This window comes from Streptococcus sanguinis SK355 (assembly GCF_000212855.1).
Taxonomy (GTDB): domain Bacteria; phylum Bacillota; class Bacilli; order Lactobacillales; family Streptococcaceae; genus Streptococcus; species Streptococcus sanguinis_A.
Map to the genome: position 1 here is coordinate 2,176,329 of NZ_GL890993.1, position 15,013 is coordinate 2,191,341.

Annotated in this window: 18 protein-coding genes and 1 tRNA gene; 4 read left to right on the forward strand and 15 right to left on the reverse strand. The window is 45.0% G+C overall.

All coding sequences use genetic code 11. The features are described 5' to 3' along the window. Positions 1–3 precede the first annotated feature (3 nt). The 4 genes from HMPREF9389_RS12265 to HMPREF9389_RS00970 form a co-directional block, all read right to left on the reverse strand. On the reverse strand, positions 4–402 hold the full coding sequence (locus tag HMPREF9389_RS12265) for a diacylglycerol kinase family protein (protein ID WP_002894866.1): 399 nt from the start codon (positions 400–402) through the stop codon (positions 4–6). Next, entirely contained in the window at positions 383–880 is a 498-nt protein-coding gene (gene ybeY / locus HMPREF9389_RS00980) for an rRNA maturation RNase YbeY (RefSeq protein ID WP_002931143.1), read from the reverse strand. The genes HMPREF9389_RS12265 and ybeY overlap by 20 nt, the downstream gene beginning before the upstream one ends. 223 nt (positions 881–1,103) lie before the next feature. After that, positions 1,104–1,176, reverse strand: a tRNA-Thr gene (locus HMPREF9389_RS00975). 48 nt (positions 1,177–1,224) lie between these two features. Further along, positions 1,225–1,794 (reverse strand): GNAT family N-acetyltransferase, encoded by a 570-nt coding sequence (locus tag HMPREF9389_RS00970; protein WP_002931146.1) that lies wholly within the window; start codon positions 1,792–1,794, stop codon positions 1,225–1,227. 130 nt (positions 1,795–1,924) lie between these two features. Between HMPREF9389_RS00970 and ald the strand changes: the two genes are divergently transcribed. After that, positions 1,925–3,037, forward strand: a complete 1,113-nt coding sequence (ald, locus tag HMPREF9389_RS00965; RefSeq protein WP_002931148.1) for an alanine dehydrogenase — start codon at positions 1,925–1,927, stop codon at positions 3,035–3,037. Positions 3,038–3,122: 85 nt separating this feature from the next. Here ald and HMPREF9389_RS00960 read toward each other — a convergent pair whose 3' ends face one another. The 8 genes from HMPREF9389_RS00960 to rplK form a co-directional block, all read right to left on the reverse strand. Further along, a complete protein-coding gene (locus HMPREF9389_RS00960) occupies positions 3,123–4,112 on the reverse strand; it encodes a PhoH family protein (protein ID WP_032906629.1) in 990 nt (329 codons plus the stop codon). 90 nt (positions 4,113–4,202) lie between these two features. Further along, positions 4,203–4,418 carry a YozE family protein gene (locus tag HMPREF9389_RS00955; protein ID WP_002894860.1) on the reverse strand — a complete coding sequence of 72 codons (216 nt, stop codon included), beginning with the start codon at positions 4,416–4,418 and terminating at the stop codon, positions 4,203–4,205. Positions 4,419–4,486: 68 nt separating this feature from the next. Continuing rightward, the gene (gene cvfB, locus HMPREF9389_RS00950; protein ID WP_002931157.1) at positions 4,487–5,341 is read right to left on the reverse strand and encodes an RNA-binding virulence regulatory protein CvfB; all 855 of its coding nucleotides are present in this window, start codon (positions 5,339–5,341) and stop codon (positions 4,487–4,489) included. Between the two features lie 104 nt (positions 5,342–5,445). Next, a complete protein-coding gene (gene frr / locus HMPREF9389_RS00945) occupies positions 5,446–6,003 on the reverse strand; it encodes a ribosome recycling factor (protein ID WP_002894858.1) in 558 nt (185 codons plus the stop codon). 19 nt (positions 6,004–6,022) lie between these two features. Next, positions 6,023–6,748: a UMP kinase gene (pyrH, locus tag HMPREF9389_RS00940; protein WP_002894857.1), complete on the reverse strand. Its 726-nt coding sequence runs from the start codon at positions 6,746–6,748 to the stop codon at positions 6,023–6,025. Positions 6,749–6,938: 190 nt separating this feature from the next. Continuing rightward, positions 6,939–8,390 carry an APC family permease gene (locus HMPREF9389_RS00935; protein WP_002931158.1) on the reverse strand — a complete coding sequence of 484 codons (1,452 nt, stop codon included), beginning with the start codon at positions 8,388–8,390 and terminating at the stop codon, positions 6,939–6,941. A 128-nt stretch (positions 8,391–8,518) separates the two neighbouring features. Then, entirely contained in the window at positions 8,519–9,208 is a 690-nt protein-coding gene (rplA, locus tag HMPREF9389_RS00930; RefSeq protein WP_002894855.1) for a 50S ribosomal protein L1, read from the reverse strand. A 101-nt stretch (positions 9,209–9,309) separates the two neighbouring features. After that, complete coding sequence (rplK, locus tag HMPREF9389_RS00925; RefSeq protein WP_002894851.1) at positions 9,310–9,735, reverse strand: 50S ribosomal protein L11; 426 nt, start codon at positions 9,733–9,735, stop codon at positions 9,310–9,312. 151 nt (positions 9,736–9,886) lie between these two features. On the opposite strand from rplK, the gene HMPREF9389_RS00920 reads away from it, so the two are divergent. Then, on the forward strand, positions 9,887–10,234 hold the full coding sequence (locus HMPREF9389_RS00920) for a DUF3397 domain-containing protein (RefSeq protein WP_002897148.1): 348 nt from the start codon (positions 9,887–9,889) through the stop codon (positions 10,232–10,234). A gap of 110 nt (positions 10,235–10,344) precedes the next feature. Here the strand turns inward: HMPREF9389_RS00920 and HMPREF9389_RS00915 are convergent, their stop codons facing one another. The 3 genes from HMPREF9389_RS00915 to HMPREF9389_RS00905 all read right to left on the reverse strand — a co-directional run bounded on the left by HMPREF9389_RS00915 (position 10,345) and on the right by HMPREF9389_RS00905 (position 13,464). After that, the gene (locus tag HMPREF9389_RS00915; RefSeq protein ID WP_002931159.1) at positions 10,345–10,731 is read right to left on the reverse strand and encodes a VOC family protein; all 387 of its coding nucleotides are present in this window, start codon (positions 10,729–10,731) and stop codon (positions 10,345–10,347) included. Positions 10,732–10,844: 113 nt separating this feature from the next. Continuing rightward, the gene (locus HMPREF9389_RS00910; protein WP_002931160.1) at positions 10,845–13,151 is read right to left on the reverse strand and encodes a DNA translocase FtsK; all 2,307 of its coding nucleotides are present in this window, start codon (positions 13,149–13,151) and stop codon (positions 10,845–10,847) included. A gap of 130 nt (positions 13,152–13,281) precedes the next feature. Continuing rightward, entirely contained in the window at positions 13,282–13,464 is a 183-nt protein-coding gene (locus HMPREF9389_RS00905; RefSeq protein WP_002894843.1) for a PspC domain-containing protein, read from the reverse strand. A gap of 225 nt (positions 13,465–13,689) precedes the next feature. On the opposite strand from HMPREF9389_RS00905, the gene HMPREF9389_RS00900 reads away from it, so the two are divergent. Both HMPREF9389_RS00900 and HMPREF9389_RS00895 read left to right on the forward strand, forming a co-directional pair. Then, a complete protein-coding gene (locus tag HMPREF9389_RS00900) occupies positions 13,690–14,109 on the forward strand; it encodes an NUDIX hydrolase (RefSeq protein ID WP_002931162.1) in 420 nt (139 codons plus the stop codon). Positions 14,110–14,163: 54 nt separating this feature from the next. Beyond that, on the forward strand, positions 14,164–14,982 hold the full coding sequence (locus HMPREF9389_RS00895; protein WP_002931164.1) for a peptidylprolyl isomerase: 819 nt from the start codon (positions 14,164–14,166) through the stop codon (positions 14,980–14,982). Positions 14,983–15,013 lie beyond the last annotated feature (31 nt).

Consider the following 15,013-nt stretch of genomic DNA (forward strand, 5'->3'; position numbering starts at 1 on the left):
TCTTTAAAAAATCCAATCCCAAATCTTGGGAACAAAAATAATCAGTCCTGTCACAACGGCAAAGCCAGACACGACCAGAACAGCTCCCGCTGCCATATCCTTGGCATTCTTGGCCCGCATAGAAAAGTGGTAATCACTAGCCAGATCCACGACATTTTCAATGGCAGAATTGACAATCTCAAAGGCAATGACCAGAAAAATGCTTAAAAAGAGAAAGAGCCATTCTATTGCGGACAAGTCAAAAATCAGTCCCGCAACTATCACTGCCAAAGCCGAAAGGACATGCTTGCGCAGATTGCGCTCCTCTTTAAAGGCTGTAAAAATACCGGTTAAAGCAAATTCCAGACTCGAGACCACATCTCGATTTTTCCATTTGCGTTTGTTATTTCCTTGTGAGTCCATAAGCAGTTAAAATTTCTTCCTGTAATCCAAACATTTCTGCTTCTTCTTCCGGCGTATAGTGATCATAGCCATTGATATGCAGAAAACCATGCACTGCCAAAAAGCCCATCTCCCGCTCAAAGCTGTGGCCGTATTCTTCAGCCTGCTCACGCGCCTTGTCCACTGAAATGAACAGTTCGCCGATATAGGCATCAAAATCCTCCAGCATCTCAGCTAGCTCAGGATGGTCCAGCAAATCCTCCTCGTCAACAGCGATGTCCAGCTCAGGCTTGTACTCCAAGCTAATCACATCCGTCGGCCGATCCGTATCTCTATATTCTAAGTTGAGTTCATGACTGCGATCATTACTAACAAAAGTCACAGCCATTTCCTTCTTTTCCTTGCCCGTTTTCTGGGCCGCAAACTCCAAAATTTCCTGAGTCTGTTTAAGAATCTCTTCCGAAACCTGACCCGTTTCATCTACCATTTCGATATACATATCTTACCCGCTTTGCTAGTATTACCTTATTATATCATATTTTGACTCACTTTAGGGAGCCGAGGGCAGGGTTTTGGAAAATAGCAGAGCAGATTTGTCAACCTCTCACTGCAAAGACAAAAGCAGCTATTTTTATTTTTTTCCCCCTCCTAAAACTTTGCCTTTCACTACCAGCTATCATTGACAAAAAAAGGCTGGGAAAACCCAACCTTGTCCTACAAGATGCTAATTGCCGGGATCGAACCGGCGACCTCATCCTTACCATGGATGCGCTCTGCCAACTGAGCTAAATCAGCGTACCTATCTAATATATCATGTAGATAGGTGCTTGTCAATATCCTTTCTCATTTTTTTGCAAAATAATCTTCCCTAGTCAGATAGTAATGGACCCGCGTCACAATGCGACCTTTCTCATGCTTGTCTAGTGATGCGTAAGGCTCTTCGTGGGAATATTTCATACCAGACTTGACCATAACCCTGCCAGATGCTGGATTGTCCACATCGTACAGCGCCACAAGTTTGTTCATTCCGATTTGCTCAAAAGCCAGCTGGATTACTGCGCGATTGGCCTCTGTCGTGTAGCCCTGATTCCAGTATTTTTTATTGATTACATAGCCGATAGCCGCCGTTTTCAAGTCCAGCCTGATCTTATGCAGATCAATAGTCCCAATGAATTTGCCATTTTCTTTCGCTTCTATCCCCCAGCGCCCCAGAGGATTGGCCAGATAAAAGAGAGCGATATTATTGTGTGTTTCTTCCAGACTTTTATTTGTCTCAAAGGTATAGCGAGTATTTTCCTCATCCGAAGCATACTCAAACATCGCCGGGGCATCGTCCAAGGTCACTGGACGCAGAATCAGCCGTTCAATTTCCAGTCTGGAATGATGAGCCAGTTTGACATAGATATTTTCCATCAGGACCTCCTAGATTTTCTTAACAGAATAGCATAATTCACTGATGAAAGCAAACCGCTCCGATTTTTTCTTGATTTTTAAAGCGTTTTCATATACAATAAAAACATCTTAAAAAAGGAGCATATTTTTTATGTTAATCGGTATTCCAAAAGAAATCAAAAACAATGAAAATCGTGTCGCTCTGACACCAGCTGGTGTTCATAGTCTCGTTGGCAAAGGCCATGAAGTTCTGATTGAGACAAACGCAGGTCTGGGATCTGGCTTTGCCGATGCTGACTATGAAAAGCAAGGTGCAAAAATCGTCCCTACTGCTGCAGAAGCTTGGGCAGCTGAGCTGGTGGTCAAGGTCAAAGAACCTCTGGCAGCTGAATATGGCTTCCTCCGTGATGACCTCTTGCTCTTTACCTACCTGCATATGGCTGCCGCTCCTGAGCTAGCAGATGCTATGACTAGTGCTAAAACAACAGGTCTGGCCTACGAAACTGTTCGCGATCAAGATGGACAACTGCCACTCTTGGTACCTATGAGTGAGGTAGCTGGACGGATGGCGGTCCAAATCGGAGCCCACTTCCTGACTAAGCGTGAAGGTGGATCTGGCGTACTTCTCGGTGGTGTACCGGGTGTTCCGAAAGGGAAAGTTACCATCATCGGTGGCGGTGTCGTAGGAACTCATGCCGCTCGTATCGCTCTAGGATTGGGTGCTCAAGTGACTATTCTGGATATCAGCGCTAAGCGTCTGTCTGTCCTAGAAGATGTTTTCGGTCATCAAATCCAGACCCTCATGTCTAATCCTTTCAATATCGAAGCTAGCGTTCGAGAGGCAGATGTCGTGATTGGCGCTGTCCTCATTCCAGGTGCGAAGGCTCCAAAACTGGTAACAGACGATATGGTTAAGCAAATGCGTCCAGGCTCTGTCATTGTAGACGTAGCCGTTGACCAAGGCGGTGTCATTGAAACAGCCGACCGCGTGACGACCCACACCGAGCCTGTCTATGAAAAACACGGTGTCCTCCACTATGCAGTTGCTAATATCCCTGGTGCCGTAGCCCGCACTTCTACTATCGCCCTGACCAATGTCACCCTTCCTTATGTGGAGGCTTTGGCAGGGAAAGGCTTCAAACAAGCCATTGCAGATGACCAAGGCCTGCGCCAAGGTGTCACAACCTACCAAGGTCACATCACCAGTCAACCAGTTGCAGAAGGTCTCAACAAGGACTACACATCTATCGATGAACTCGTTTAGTTGATTTACTAGGTTATTAGCAAGCAACCGAGACTTGAAATTAATCATACGAAAAGAGCAGATTTCCCTCTGCTCTTTTTGTATGCTATTTTATTTCTTCTGGCTCAGTTGCAGTCTCTTTAACAGGAGCTGGTTCATAAGCCCGGATAATCTCTGCCACCACCGGATGACGGACTACATCCTTAGCTGAGAAATGCACAAAGTCGATCTGGGAGATGTTCTTCAATTTCTCTTGAGCGTCAATGAGCCCAGATTTGACATTGCGAGGCAGATCGACCTGACTGATGTCTCCATTGACAATCATCTTGGACTGGAAGCCCAGCCGCGTCAGAAACATCTTCATCTGCATGATGGTAGTATTCTGTGCCTCGTCCAGAATTACAAAGGCATCATCCAGCGTCCGCCCCCGCATATAGGCTAGGGGAGCAATCTCAATGATTTCTCGCTCCATAAGGCGCGTCGTCTGGTCCTTGCCCAAAATCTGATACAAGGCATCATAGACCGGACGCAGATATGGATCCACCTTTTCCTTAAGGTCACCAGGCAGAAAGCCCAGACTCTCACCAGCTTCCACAGCCGGCCTTGTCAGGATGATTCGCTTGACCTGCCCACGCTTAAGAGCAGTCACCGCCATGGTCACCGCCAGAAAGGTCTTCCCTGTTCCAGCTGGCCCGATACCAAAGACAATATCATGATTTTTAACACTGTCCACATAGATTTTTTGACCAAGTGTCTTGACGCGAATCGGCTTGCCATAGCTGTCTTTGATGATTTCTTCTTCGTAAAGAGCTACAAACTTATCAATTTCATCATTTTTGACCATGGTAATGGCTGTCACTACATCGGGCGTGCCAATGGTCATGCCACGATTGACCAAGACCAAGAGAGCTTGAATGACCTGGCGAGCCTCCTCACAGGAAGCCTCCGTACCTAAAATCTGCACAATCTCGGTCCGAGCATGGATGGTGACTTTCAATTCCTGCTCCATCAGACGCAGATGTCGTTCATTAGATCCAAAAAGGTGGAATGAGTCATCTGGATGGCTCAGTTTAATTTCTACTGAATGTTCCTGCAAACAAAGAACCTCTCTATTTTAATTTATTGAATGAATTAGCTTTATTATATCAAAGCAAGCAGAAAATGACTATCCCTAGCCACTATCCACTTAATGGGCTTGATACTCTTCCCAAATAGCATCGAACTCGCCCAAGTTAAAGGAAAAATTTGCGTGCTCCTCCAGAAAACGACTAACCTCATCAAAATCATCCGTATGCTTGGGAAAGGCCGTATCCTGAAAAGCCAAGTCCGCCAAAATAGCCTTTGGCTCCTTGCTCTTAGGATTGCGCTCTGTCATCAGCCAGCTGTAAAAAGATTTTCTCATCGGTTCCTTCCATTTTTTAAAAATCGCTTTATTTCAAGCATAAACTGTTGGGCAACACCACGTCATCCTCACACCAACTCCGTTCCAGTCGGGTCCTGCTTGATTTTACCAGCTTTCATCAGCCCACCCAGAGCTTTTTTAAACTGACCTTTGGAAATACCAAAAGTGGCCTTGATGTCGTCTGGTGAAGACTTATCGTTCAAGGTCATAAAGCCGCCATTGCTCTCCAGATAGGTCAGAATCATCTGGGCATCATTTTCCAACATTTCAAAGGAGCGAGGCTTGAGAGAGAGGTTAAGGGTCCGGTCTACTTCACGGAAGCCAATCACCCGTGCGTCCAAGACCTGTCCCAGACGAGGCTCTGCATAGCGCTCACTTGGGTGGATGAAGCCCAGCATGTTATTCTCCGGCAGGTAGACAAAAGTGCCAGAAAGCTTGAGCCGATAAACGATGGCTGGCCAGTTTTGGTTCTGCATATTATTGTAGGCAGGACGAGCCAAGCGTTGGAAATCCTCCTGATAGGCCAACTGACCCCAGATGCGGTCTTTCTTGTCCACATCTAGACGGATATAAAGGCGGTCGCCCTTCTTAGGCCAGAGTTCCTTGATCTCTGGCAAGATGTCTAGCGATACCACGATTTGCTTATCCGGCAGACCGGTATCGACAAAGACTCCCAGATCCTTGCGGACTTCCGTTACGGTTCCCCAGCCAAACTGCTCTTGAGTAGCCGTGACTTCAAGAGTTGTCAGGCGAAGCTTCTGCTTCATATCGCTGTAGGCAAAGCCTTTGACAGACTGCCCCAGCTCATGCACCCCCTCTTCCTTAGATAGAGCGTAAACCTGACCGTCCTTTTGAACAAAGTAAAAGCGATCATTTTCATCCGTGATGATACCCACGATGAAGCTGGCAAGATTTGTATTCATATAGACCTATTTTCTACCTTGCTTCTTCAAACCGGGCAAGGATTTTTGATGTTAAAACAACTCAGTCAGCCAAAGCCAACTGAGTTTTGATTCTGATAAAAATGTTAGACTTCTAAAAGTTCTTTTTCTTTATTTGCTGTCATTTCATCGATATGTTTGACAGCATCGTCCGTTACTTTTTGAATATCCTTTTCCAAGGTCTTCAATTCATCCTCGGTGATTTCTTTGGCTTTTTCCTGCTTCTTAGCTTCGTCCATAGCATCGCGGCGGATGTTACGGATGGCAACTTTAGCATTTTCACCAACCTTTTTCACTTCTTTAGCCAAATCACGGCGAGTTTCCTCTGTCAGGGCTGGAATGACCAGACGAATCACAGATCCATCGCTGGCTGGCGTAATGCCAAGATCAGAAGCATTAAGCGCACGCTCAATGTCCTTGATAGAAGACTTGTCAAAAGGTGTCACCAAAAGAACACGCGCTTCTGGAATCGTAATTGAAGCGATTTGGTTGAGCGGAGTTTCTACTCCATAGTACTCCACATGGATGCGGTCCAAAAGGCTGGCATTGGCGCGGCCTGCACGGATGCTACCAAATTCACGAGCCAAACTTTGGTGCGAGTGGGTCATTCTTTCTTTTGCTTTTTCTACAATTGCATTTGCCATGAATTTCTAATCTCCATTCTTATAAATTATTTGATACTGTTGTTCCGATTTGCTCACCGATAACAACGCGTTTGATATTGCCCGGCTCATTCATATTAAAGACAACCAAGTCAATGTCATTGTCCATAGACAGGGTTGAAGCCGTTGAGTCCATAATCCGCAGTCCCTTACTGATGACATCTCGGTGGGTCAGTTCATCAAACTTAACAGCGGTCTTGTCCTTCTTAGGATCGGCATTATAGACACCGTCCACGCCATTTTTGGCCATGAGAATCGCATCTGCTTCAATCTCTGCTGATCGCAAGGCAGCGGTTGTATCGGTTGAAAAATAAGGAGATCCAATACCTGCACCGAAAATTACGATACGGCCTTTTTCCAAATGACGAAGGGCTCGACCTCGGATGTAAGGCTCAGCCACCTGCTGCATAGCAATCGCTGTCTGCACGCGCGTATCTACACCTACCTGCTGCAACGAATCCGCCATGACCAGCGCATTCATGACAGTGCCCAACATACCAGTATAGTCGGCCTGCACGCGGTCCATGCCCGCTTCTGCTGCCGGCTCACCCCGCCAAAGGTTTCCACCTCCGATAACCAGAGCAATCTGAACTCCCAAATCGTGAACTTCTTTGATTTCTTCCGCCATCTTCTGAACGGTTTGAATATCAATACCAACGCCTTTTTCACCAGCAAGAGCTTCACCTGACAACTTAATCAAAATACGCTTATACTTAGGTTCTACCATTTTTTTACTCCTTATTTTATCTGTACTATTTTACCACATTTTGTGATTTTTATATAGTTAAATCACCGAAATTTTTCTTTTTTCCTTTTTGCAAAATAGCAGAGCAGACTAGCTCATTTCACAAAAAAACCAGCCCCATCATCAGATAGGACTGGGAATGAATATTTCAATCATCTTTTGCTAGGTCCACTCACTGCTTGAGCGACTGTTTCTTTTCCCGCTTAGCCAAGATTGGCAGGATAACACCCAGACTGATTAAGACGATTGGGGTCAAAATATTGGTCAAGAGAGAGAATTGCCAGCCAGCTGGATCTTTGGCAAAGTCTACTTTCGGAACCATCCCTAAAATGCAGGCAAAGGCTGTAAAGAGGAAGCACCAAGCTCCGATAGCAAAGCCAACTTTGGGATTTTTGGTAAACTTGTACTCGGCATCCTTGTACTTCTTCCAAGCCTTGTTCAACATCATGTAGGCCAGGAATACCCAGAGATACCGCATTGGCATAACAATGGAGTTGAGATTGGTCATCCATTTGACCAGACCGTCAATTTCTTTGATTCCAAAGATAGGCAGAATAATCAAGAAGCTAACTAAAATCCCTGTCAAGATGTAACCGTTAATGAGGATTCCTTTTGATGTCCGCTTGCGCAGCCAGCTTGGGACAAACTCTTCATCAGCATTATTGAGCATGATTTGCAGAGGCGCGTCAATAGAGAAAGCCAGTGCAGCAATCTGTCCAACCATATTGGTCAGGGCATAAATAACTACTAGTACATTGCCCACGCCCCAGTAGTTGCCTAGCTTTTGGAAGGCTTGGTAAGCGCCGTTTCGCATCAGATCCTCAGGAATATTGCTGCCATCAAAAAGCATGCCCATAGCTAGAGAGCCTAGGATAGCAGAGGCACCAACCATGACAGCCATGACAATCATTCCCTTTGGAAATTCCTTGGCTGGATTGCGTGTTTGATTAACGTAAGGCGAGATTTTCTCAGCCCCGCCGACCGCAAAGACTAAGAGGGAGATAGTCGTGAAATAAGAAAAATCAAAGTTTGGAATATAAGTGCTGAGCTTATCCATATTGGCCGTTGCAAACTGCATATCCGGCTTGATAAAAGGCGCCCCGACTGCTAAGAGGACGAAGAGGAAAGACATAATCAGCATGGCACTGCCTGCCAGCCCCCCAATCACCTTGAGCGTGGACAGGCCTTTGGTGGACAAATAGAGAAAAGCACCGAAAATCAGCAAGCTAAGAATAACGATCCAGTGAATATCAAGACTGCTCAAAAAGTCTCCATTTCCCTGAATAGCCCAGCCCAGCGGAATCAAAACTCCCTGTGGCTTTTGAGCCAGATAAGGAATATGCACCACCCAGTAAGTCCAGGCCGCAAAATAAGCAAGCCGCTTGGTAGAGGTCTTCTCCACCCAGTCACTAACACCGCCTCCACTCTCCTTGAAAGTCGATCCAAGCTGCCCCACGATGAGGGCATAGGGAATAAAGTAAATCGCTAGGATAAGAATCCAAGAAACAATTACCGAGATTCCTTGCTGGGAGTAGTTATTAACCACATTGCCCAGACCCCAGACCATATTAAAAGCAATCAGAGATACCATCAGCCAGGTTAGCTGGTTCTGATCTTTTTTCATGACACCATCTCCTTTTATTATAAAATAAATTGATTCGATATTATTATAACATGTTTCTATGAGTTTGTAATCGCTATCATGAGTTTTATTTCAAAAAAAGAACCACCCGAAGGCAGTTCAATTAATTCTTAAAGTGAGTTTACGTCAACCTTGATACCAACACCTTGTGTAGTAGTGATAGTCAGGTTAGTTACGTAAGTACCTTTAGCAGTAGCTGGTTTCGCTTTTTGGATTGTGTCATTAAAAGCTTTGAAGTTTTCAACCAACTTGTCAGCTTCAAATGAAACTTTACCAATGATAGCTTGTACGTTACCTGCACGGTCTGCACGGTAAGTAATCTTACCACCTTTAGACTCTTCAACTGCTTTTGCAACGTCCATTGTTACAGTACCAGTCTTAGGGTTTGGCATCAAGTTACGAGGTCCAAGGACACGTCCAAGGCGACCTACAAGTGCCATCATGTCAGGTGTAGCGATTACTACGTCAAAGTCCAACCAACCGTCGTTGATTTTTGCAACGAGGTCATCTTCACCAACGAAGTCTGCACCAGCAGCTTTCGCCTCTTCTGCTTTCGCACCACGTGCGAAAACAAGAACGCGTGAAGTTTTACCAGTTCCGTTTGGCAATACCATTGCGCCACGGATTTGTTGGTCAGCTTTTTTAACGTCAATGTTCAAGTTGTAAGCAACTTCTACAGTTGCGTCGAATTTTGCAAAGTTAGTTTCTTTTGCAAGTGCTACAGCTTCTTCTACGCTGTATGCTTTTGTGCTGTCGATTTTTTCAAGAGCAGCACGAAGTTGTTTGCTTTTTTTAGCCATTTTATCTTTCTCCTTGTAAGTGGTTCAATCGATTTTCATCTCCCACGTCACTCGTCAATCTGATCAAGTGTAGTGCGGGCAAATGGGACGAGCGTTATTGATTAGTCAACAACAGTGAATCCCATAGAACGAGCAGTACCTTCAATCATACGCATTGCAGACTCGATGTTTGCAGCGTTCAAATCTGGCATCTTAGTTTCAGCAATTTCTTGTACTTGCGCACGAGTAACTGTTGCAACTTTCGTTTTGTTTGGCTCACCTGAACCTTTTTCAACACCTGCAGCTTTCTTCAAAAGAACAGCAGCTGGCGGAGTCTTAGTCACGAAAGTGAATGATTTGTCTTCGTATACTGAGATAACAACTGGAATAATCATACCAGCTTGGTCAGCTGTACGAGCGTTGAACTCCTTAGTGAATCCCATGATGTTGATACCGGCTTGACCAAGCGCAGGACCAACTGGTGGAGCTGGAGTAGCTTTACCAGCAGGGATTTGCAATTTTACAAGTTTTTCGACTTTTTTAGCCATTTTTAAATCCTCCTTTGTGGTTTTGGCGGTAAATAAAGATTTTTACCTCCCACAAGTATGCTTTTCGCATACCTTTCTATTATACACTAAACTTTCTTAAATGCAAGGAATTTTATCTTCTTTTTTGAATTTTTTGTGGTAAAATAATCTTATGACACTATTAAAGATTGCTTCGATTTTATTTATCTTTTTAACTTTGATTTTAACCACTATTACAGTGCGAGTTTTTCAATTAAGAAAATACGGTTTAAACTTTGCGGACTTGGCTTTTCCGCTTTTTGTTGTGGAATTTTATATCATTTCAGACAAGGCCTACTATCATAGCTTACTACCCCAGCTTACCCTAGCTCTCTCAGTTCTCGCTATCGCCATCACCATCTATTTTCTCAAGAAAAAACGAAGCTTCTACTATCCTAAGTTCTTTAAGTTCTTCTGGCGGGCTGGATTTCTTTTGACCTTCTTCATGTACCTAGCCATGGTCATTGGACTCTTTTTGTAACAATGTAAAACAAAATCCATCGGTTATCAGATAGCCGATGGGTTTTTCGTATGCGGGACCTACAAGTCGTTCTTTTACCGAGAAAAAAGGACTTTTCTATGCTCCTAGTCTTATTCGTGAATCTCCAGAGGCAGGCCATCCGGATCAAAGAAGAAAGCCATCTTACGGCCGTCGAAGTCGTCATAGCGCAGCTCAGTATGGGGAATCTCTAAACGATCAAATTCCTCCAACATTTTTTCGACATTTGTCACTCGGAAGGCAAGATGCCGCAGACCTGTATGCTCTGGATGCGGCAAGGCTGGCCTCTTGGGAGCTTCTTCCTTGATAAAAATTTCCAGAGTCAGATTTCCCTTGCGGACATTAAAGAGAATATCATGCTTGTCCGGCCGGTGGTGCTCATCCAGCTGCTCAAAGCCTAGCTTTTCCACATAAAACTCCCTAGTTTTGGCATAATCATGACCGATGATAGCTATATGGTGAATGGTGTCTAGTTTCATACCTTATTTTCCTTTCCTTGGCAATGTGTAAGTAGAGAAAATCTGCCGGCTGACTGCTGGCAGATTTGTTTTTATTGAATAATTATCTTACTAGCAGACAAGTGAAATTAGAATCAATTCGTCTGCAAAACCTTTCTCGGCTTGGTTCCTTCGGCAGGACCGATAACCCCAGCTGCTTCTAACTCTTCCATGAGACGAGTAGCCCGGTTAAAGCCGACCGAGAGTCGCCGCTGAATCATAGAAGCACTGGCCTTCTGGGTCTCGATAACCAAGGCCTTGGCTTCTTCAAATAGGGGATCTCCTCCATCATCTCCACTGCCAGACTCCATCTCGCTTTCAGATACTTCACCCGGATCAAAGCTATCGTCATAATCAGCTTCAGCTTGGTTCTTGACAAAGGCTACGATTCGCTCCACATCTTCATCTGAGATAAAGGAGCCCTGCAGACGAACCGGGTGGTTTTCATCAATAGGCTTAAAGAGCATATCCCCACGTCCCAAAAGTTTTTCCGCTCCATTTTCATCCAGAATGGTCCGACTGTCTGTCCCGCTGGACACAGCAAAGGCAATCCGAGAGGGCACATTGGCCTTGATTAGACCCGAGATAACATCTACAGATGGCCGCTGGGTAGCCAGAATCATGTGAATCCCAGCTGCACGCGCTTTTTGTCCCAGACGGATAATGGCGTCTTCCACTTCCTTGCTGGCCACCATCATAAGGTCAGCCAGCTCGTCCACGATGACGACGATTAAAGGCAGGGGAACCTGCTTGTATTCTGACTGAGCATTGTACTCAGCTACTTTAGCATTGTAGCCGGCAATGTTACGGGCACCGACCTTAGAGAAGAGTTCATAGCGGTTTTCCATCTCGTCTACAACCTTCTGCAGGGCACGGCTGGCCTTGCGAGGATTGGTTACGACTGGGATAAGCAAGTGGGGAATGTCATTATAAACGGACAGCTCCACCATCTTAGGATCCACCATCATAAACTTGACTTCATCCGGTCTGGCTTTCATGAGAATGCTGGCGATAATGCCGTTGACAGCCACAGATTTACCAGAGCCAGTAGAGCCCGCTACCAAGAGATGGGGCATCTTAGCCAAGTCAAAGGAGCGGACAGAGCCGTTGACAGCCTTACCGAGTGGGATTTCTAGGAGCTTACTAGCATCCGTCTTGGACTGATCCCAGAGTTCTCGGAAAGTCACGGTCGCAACTTCAGAGTTGGGCACTTCAATCCCGACCAGGGATTTCCCAGGAATCGGCGCCTCAATCCGCACATCCTTAGCAGCTAGGGCAAGAGCCAAGTCATCAGCCAGATTGGAAATCCGATTAACCCGAACACCGACAGCTGGCTTGACCTCGTACTTAGTGACGGAAGGTCCGATTTCAGCCCGCTCAACAGCAGCCTTTATCCCAAAACTAGCAAAGGTCTCTTCCAAAATCTTAATATTGTCTCGGACAATGCGTTTTTCCTTGGACTGGTTTTTAGGCTTATCAGGCGCAAAGAGATTGATGGTCGGCAGCTTGTAGTCCAAACTTTCCTTGGCCGTAAAATCCACCTCAACATCTGCGTCTACGTCTGCTTCCTCCGCCTCTTCTTCGCGACCAAAGTCCAGAGGTTCATGAGGATCATACTCTCCCAGTTCCTCATAGTCTGCCTCATCAAAGTCCACAGCTGTATCTGACAAGTCCTCGTCATCTAAAATCTCTCCTGTTTCAGGATCGACTTCAGCTTCTTCTTGCTCTACTTCAATGGCTTGCATCGCTGCCTGTGCAGCTTTCTCTTCCTGCTCCAGGAAACGAAGCTGTCGCTTTTCTTCCTGCTTCTCTCTCCAATTTTGAAAAGCAGCCATAGCCTTTTCTGAAATGTCATAGATAGACCAAGGGCTCATAAGCAGACCGCCCAAAAGAATGAGGAGCAGGCCGAAGAAATAAGAACCGATATTTGAAAAAAGGAAAGAGATAGGTGCGTATAAGAGAGAGCCCAGCAGGCCGCCTCCCGCGAAGGAGCTAACCTTAAAGGCTGTCAGATCAGTCAAGACCCTGCCTAGAGTTGTGGATAAGACAGCTGCCCCTTCTAGCTTCAACACACTGACAAAATAAGCTTGGAAAATTAACTCCAATCCCAAAAAGAGGCTGATAAATCCTGAAACTGTCCCTTCGTGCTTGTGCAGCCACTTGAAAAAAAAGAGATAGCCAAAGCTGGCCAGAATAGCCAGATAGGCTAAGCTTCCTACCAAGAGGCGAATCATATTATAAATGGTGACCCCAAAGGCGCCTAGCTTAATTGCTGCAAACAAAAGAATAAGAGCCAATACAAAGGTGGCAATCATTCTCTTTATTGCTTTTTGTCTTTCTAATTCTGCTTTTGTCGGCCGACGAGTTGTCCGGCCTTTTTTCGTGTTTTTCTTAGTTGCCATAACCCTTATTATACCATATTTGAGCCTTAGATGAGAAATCTTTTATCTAAATCATAAGCAAAAAACTTATTTATCCACGCAAAAAGAACTGGACTAGCCAGTTCTCATTTCACTATCACGTAATTTCTTATTATGCCTCTGGCATAACCGCCCAGGCAATCAAGTAAGCCAAGACACCTGTACCTGCCACACAGACCAAAAGAATCCAAATAACACGAACCAAGGTTGGATCTAAATCAAAGTAGTTTGCGATACCAGCACATACACCAGCGATTTTTTTGTTCTTGACATCTCTTGTCAGTCTTTTCTCCATGGAAAACACCCCTTATTATTTTTAATCTATTCATTTTACCATATTCTTTCATCATGCACAAGTCTGCCTACTACTACTAAACTTCTTCTGTATTTAAAACTTCATCTTATCAAGATAAACGTAATCGCCCTACCTTTCTTTTAACAAGTCCCAGCAAAACTCTTGTTCTTGTGTTAGAATAGAGGAAATTCTAATTAACAGTAAAAACATTTCAGGAGGAAGATAATGCGAGCTGGAGTCATTCTTTACAATCCCCAAACCAAGCAGATACTGCTCATCCACCGCTGGAAAAATGGAGAAGAGTATTTTGTGATACCGGGAGGCGGAGCCGAGTCAGGTGAGACTGCAGTCCAAGCAGCTCAGAGAGAAATTCAGGAAGAGCTGGGTTGGAGCTTGTCTGAAAAGCAGCTGCAGCCAGCCTTTACTTTCAGAAATGGCCACCGCCTAGAAATCTATTTCCATGCCACTATCAGCCATACATCAACGCCAATGATTCAGGGCGAGGAATCCCTTCGCAGTCATACCCAGAATATCTATCAACCTGAATGGTTAGACATAGAAGCAATTTGCGGCCTAAACTTACGGCCATCAGGACTTAAAAATCTGCTTCTGGATTGTCTGACACAGGAGGGTTTGAAAAACTAGCTTAATTGTAGTAAAATATCAGTAGTTTACAATCTAATGCGAGAAAGGTTTTATATGAAAAAAATTCTTCTTATCAGCCTCTTATCAGGACTTGTCTTGGCTGGCTGCTCTGGTAAAGGTAAGAAAGAGGAGACTACTAGCTCCTCCAACTCATCCAGCAGTTCTTCGCTAGTGAGCTCTAGCTCTGACCCAGAGGAAACCAGCAAACTCCGTGAGCAATTCAAGGATGCCATGACCAACGAAAATGCCAATTTTCCGCAGCTATCTACAGAAGTTGCTGAAGATGAAGCGGAAGTCAAGTTGATAACGACTGAAGGCGATATCCGCATCAAGCTCTTTCCAAAACAAGCCCCACTAGCCGTTGAAAACTTCCTGACCCATGCTAAGGAAGGCTACTATGACGGCGTTTTATTCCACCGCGTTATCAATGAATTTATGATTCAGACCGGAGATCCTAAAGGCAACGGCACTGGAGGCGAGTCTATCTGGAAGGGCAAAGACAAGTCTAAAGACTCTGGAAACGGCTTTAAAAATGAGTATTCTCCATATCTCTATAATATTCGTGGTGCCCTATCCATGGCTAATGCAGGCCCTGGTACCAATGGCAGTCAGTTCTTCATCAATCAAAGCAAGAAAGATTTGACTAGCCAAATGTCTACGGATTCCTTCCCCGCTAAAATCATCGAAGCCTATAAAAACGGTGGAAATCCTACTTTAGATGGCGGTGCTTATACCGTATTTGGCCAAGTGTTGGAAGGTATGGATGTGGTGGACAAAATCGCTGCCGCAGAAACAGACGATAATGACAAGCCTAAAAAAGATATCAAGATTGAAAAAATCGAGATTATCAAGGACTATGACTTCAGCAAATAAGCTTGCTGCCCAACCAATAAAGGAGGGAAAT

Bases quoted from the DNA above. Each gene is read 5' to 3' on its own strand.
- HMPREF9389_RS00910 (WP_002931160.1), bottom strand. From the start codon at position 13,151: ATGGCAACTAAGAAAAACACGAAAAAAGGCCGGACAACTCGTCGGCCG.
- HMPREF9389_RS00895 (WP_002931164.1), top strand. From the start codon at position 14,164: ATGAAAAAAATTCTTCTTATCAGCCTCTTATCAGGACTTGTCTTGGCT.
- frr (WP_002894858.1), bottom strand. From the start codon at position 6,003: ATGGCAAATGCAATTGTAGAAAAAGCAAAAGAAAGAATGACCCACTCG.
- HMPREF9389_RS12265 (WP_002894866.1), bottom strand. From the start codon at position 402: ATGGACTCACAAGGAAATAACAAACGCAAATGGAAAAATCGAGATGTG.
- rplA (WP_002894855.1), bottom strand. From the start codon at position 9,208: ATGGCTAAAAAAAGCAAACAACTTCGTGCTGCTCTTGAAAAAATCGAC.
- HMPREF9389_RS00905 (WP_002894843.1), bottom strand. From the start codon at position 13,464: ATGGAGAAAAGACTGACAAGAGATGTCAAGAACAAAAAAATCGCTGGT.
- cvfB (WP_002931157.1), bottom strand. From the start codon at position 5,341: ATGAATACAAATCTTGCCAGCTTCATCGTGGGTATCATCACGGATGAA.
- HMPREF9389_RS00955 (WP_002894860.1), bottom strand. From the start codon at position 4,418: ATGAGAAAATCTTTTTACAGCTGGCTGATGACAGAGCGCAATCCTAAG.
- ybeY (WP_002931143.1), bottom strand. From the start codon at position 880: ATGTATATCGAAATGGTAGATGAAACGGGTCAGGTTTCGGAAGAGATT.
- HMPREF9389_RS00915 (WP_002931159.1), bottom strand. From the start codon at position 10,731: ATGAAACTAGACACCATTCACCATATAGCTATCATCGGTCATGATTAT.
- HMPREF9389_RS00920 (WP_002897148.1), top strand. From the start codon at position 9,887: ATGACACTATTAAAGATTGCTTCGATTTTATTTATCTTTTTAACTTTG.
- rplK (WP_002894851.1), bottom strand. From the start codon at position 9,735: ATGGCTAAAAAAGTCGAAAAACTTGTAAAATTGCAAATCCCTGCTGGT.
- pyrH (WP_002894857.1), bottom strand. From the start codon at position 6,748: ATGGTAGAACCTAAGTATAAGCGTATTTTGATTAAGTTGTCAGGTGAA.
- HMPREF9389_RS00935 (WP_002931158.1), bottom strand. From the start codon at position 8,390: ATGAAAAAAGATCAGAACCAGCTAACCTGGCTGATGGTATCTCTGATT.
- HMPREF9389_RS00900 (WP_002931162.1), top strand. From the start codon at position 13,690: ATGCGAGCTGGAGTCATTCTTTACAATCCCCAAACCAAGCAGATACTG.
- HMPREF9389_RS00970 (WP_002931146.1), bottom strand. From the start codon at position 1,794: ATGGAAAATATCTATGTCAAACTGGCTCATCATTCCAGACTGGAAATT.
- ald (WP_002931148.1), top strand. From the start codon at position 1,925: ATGTTAATCGGTATTCCAAAAGAAATCAAAAACAATGAAAATCGTGTC.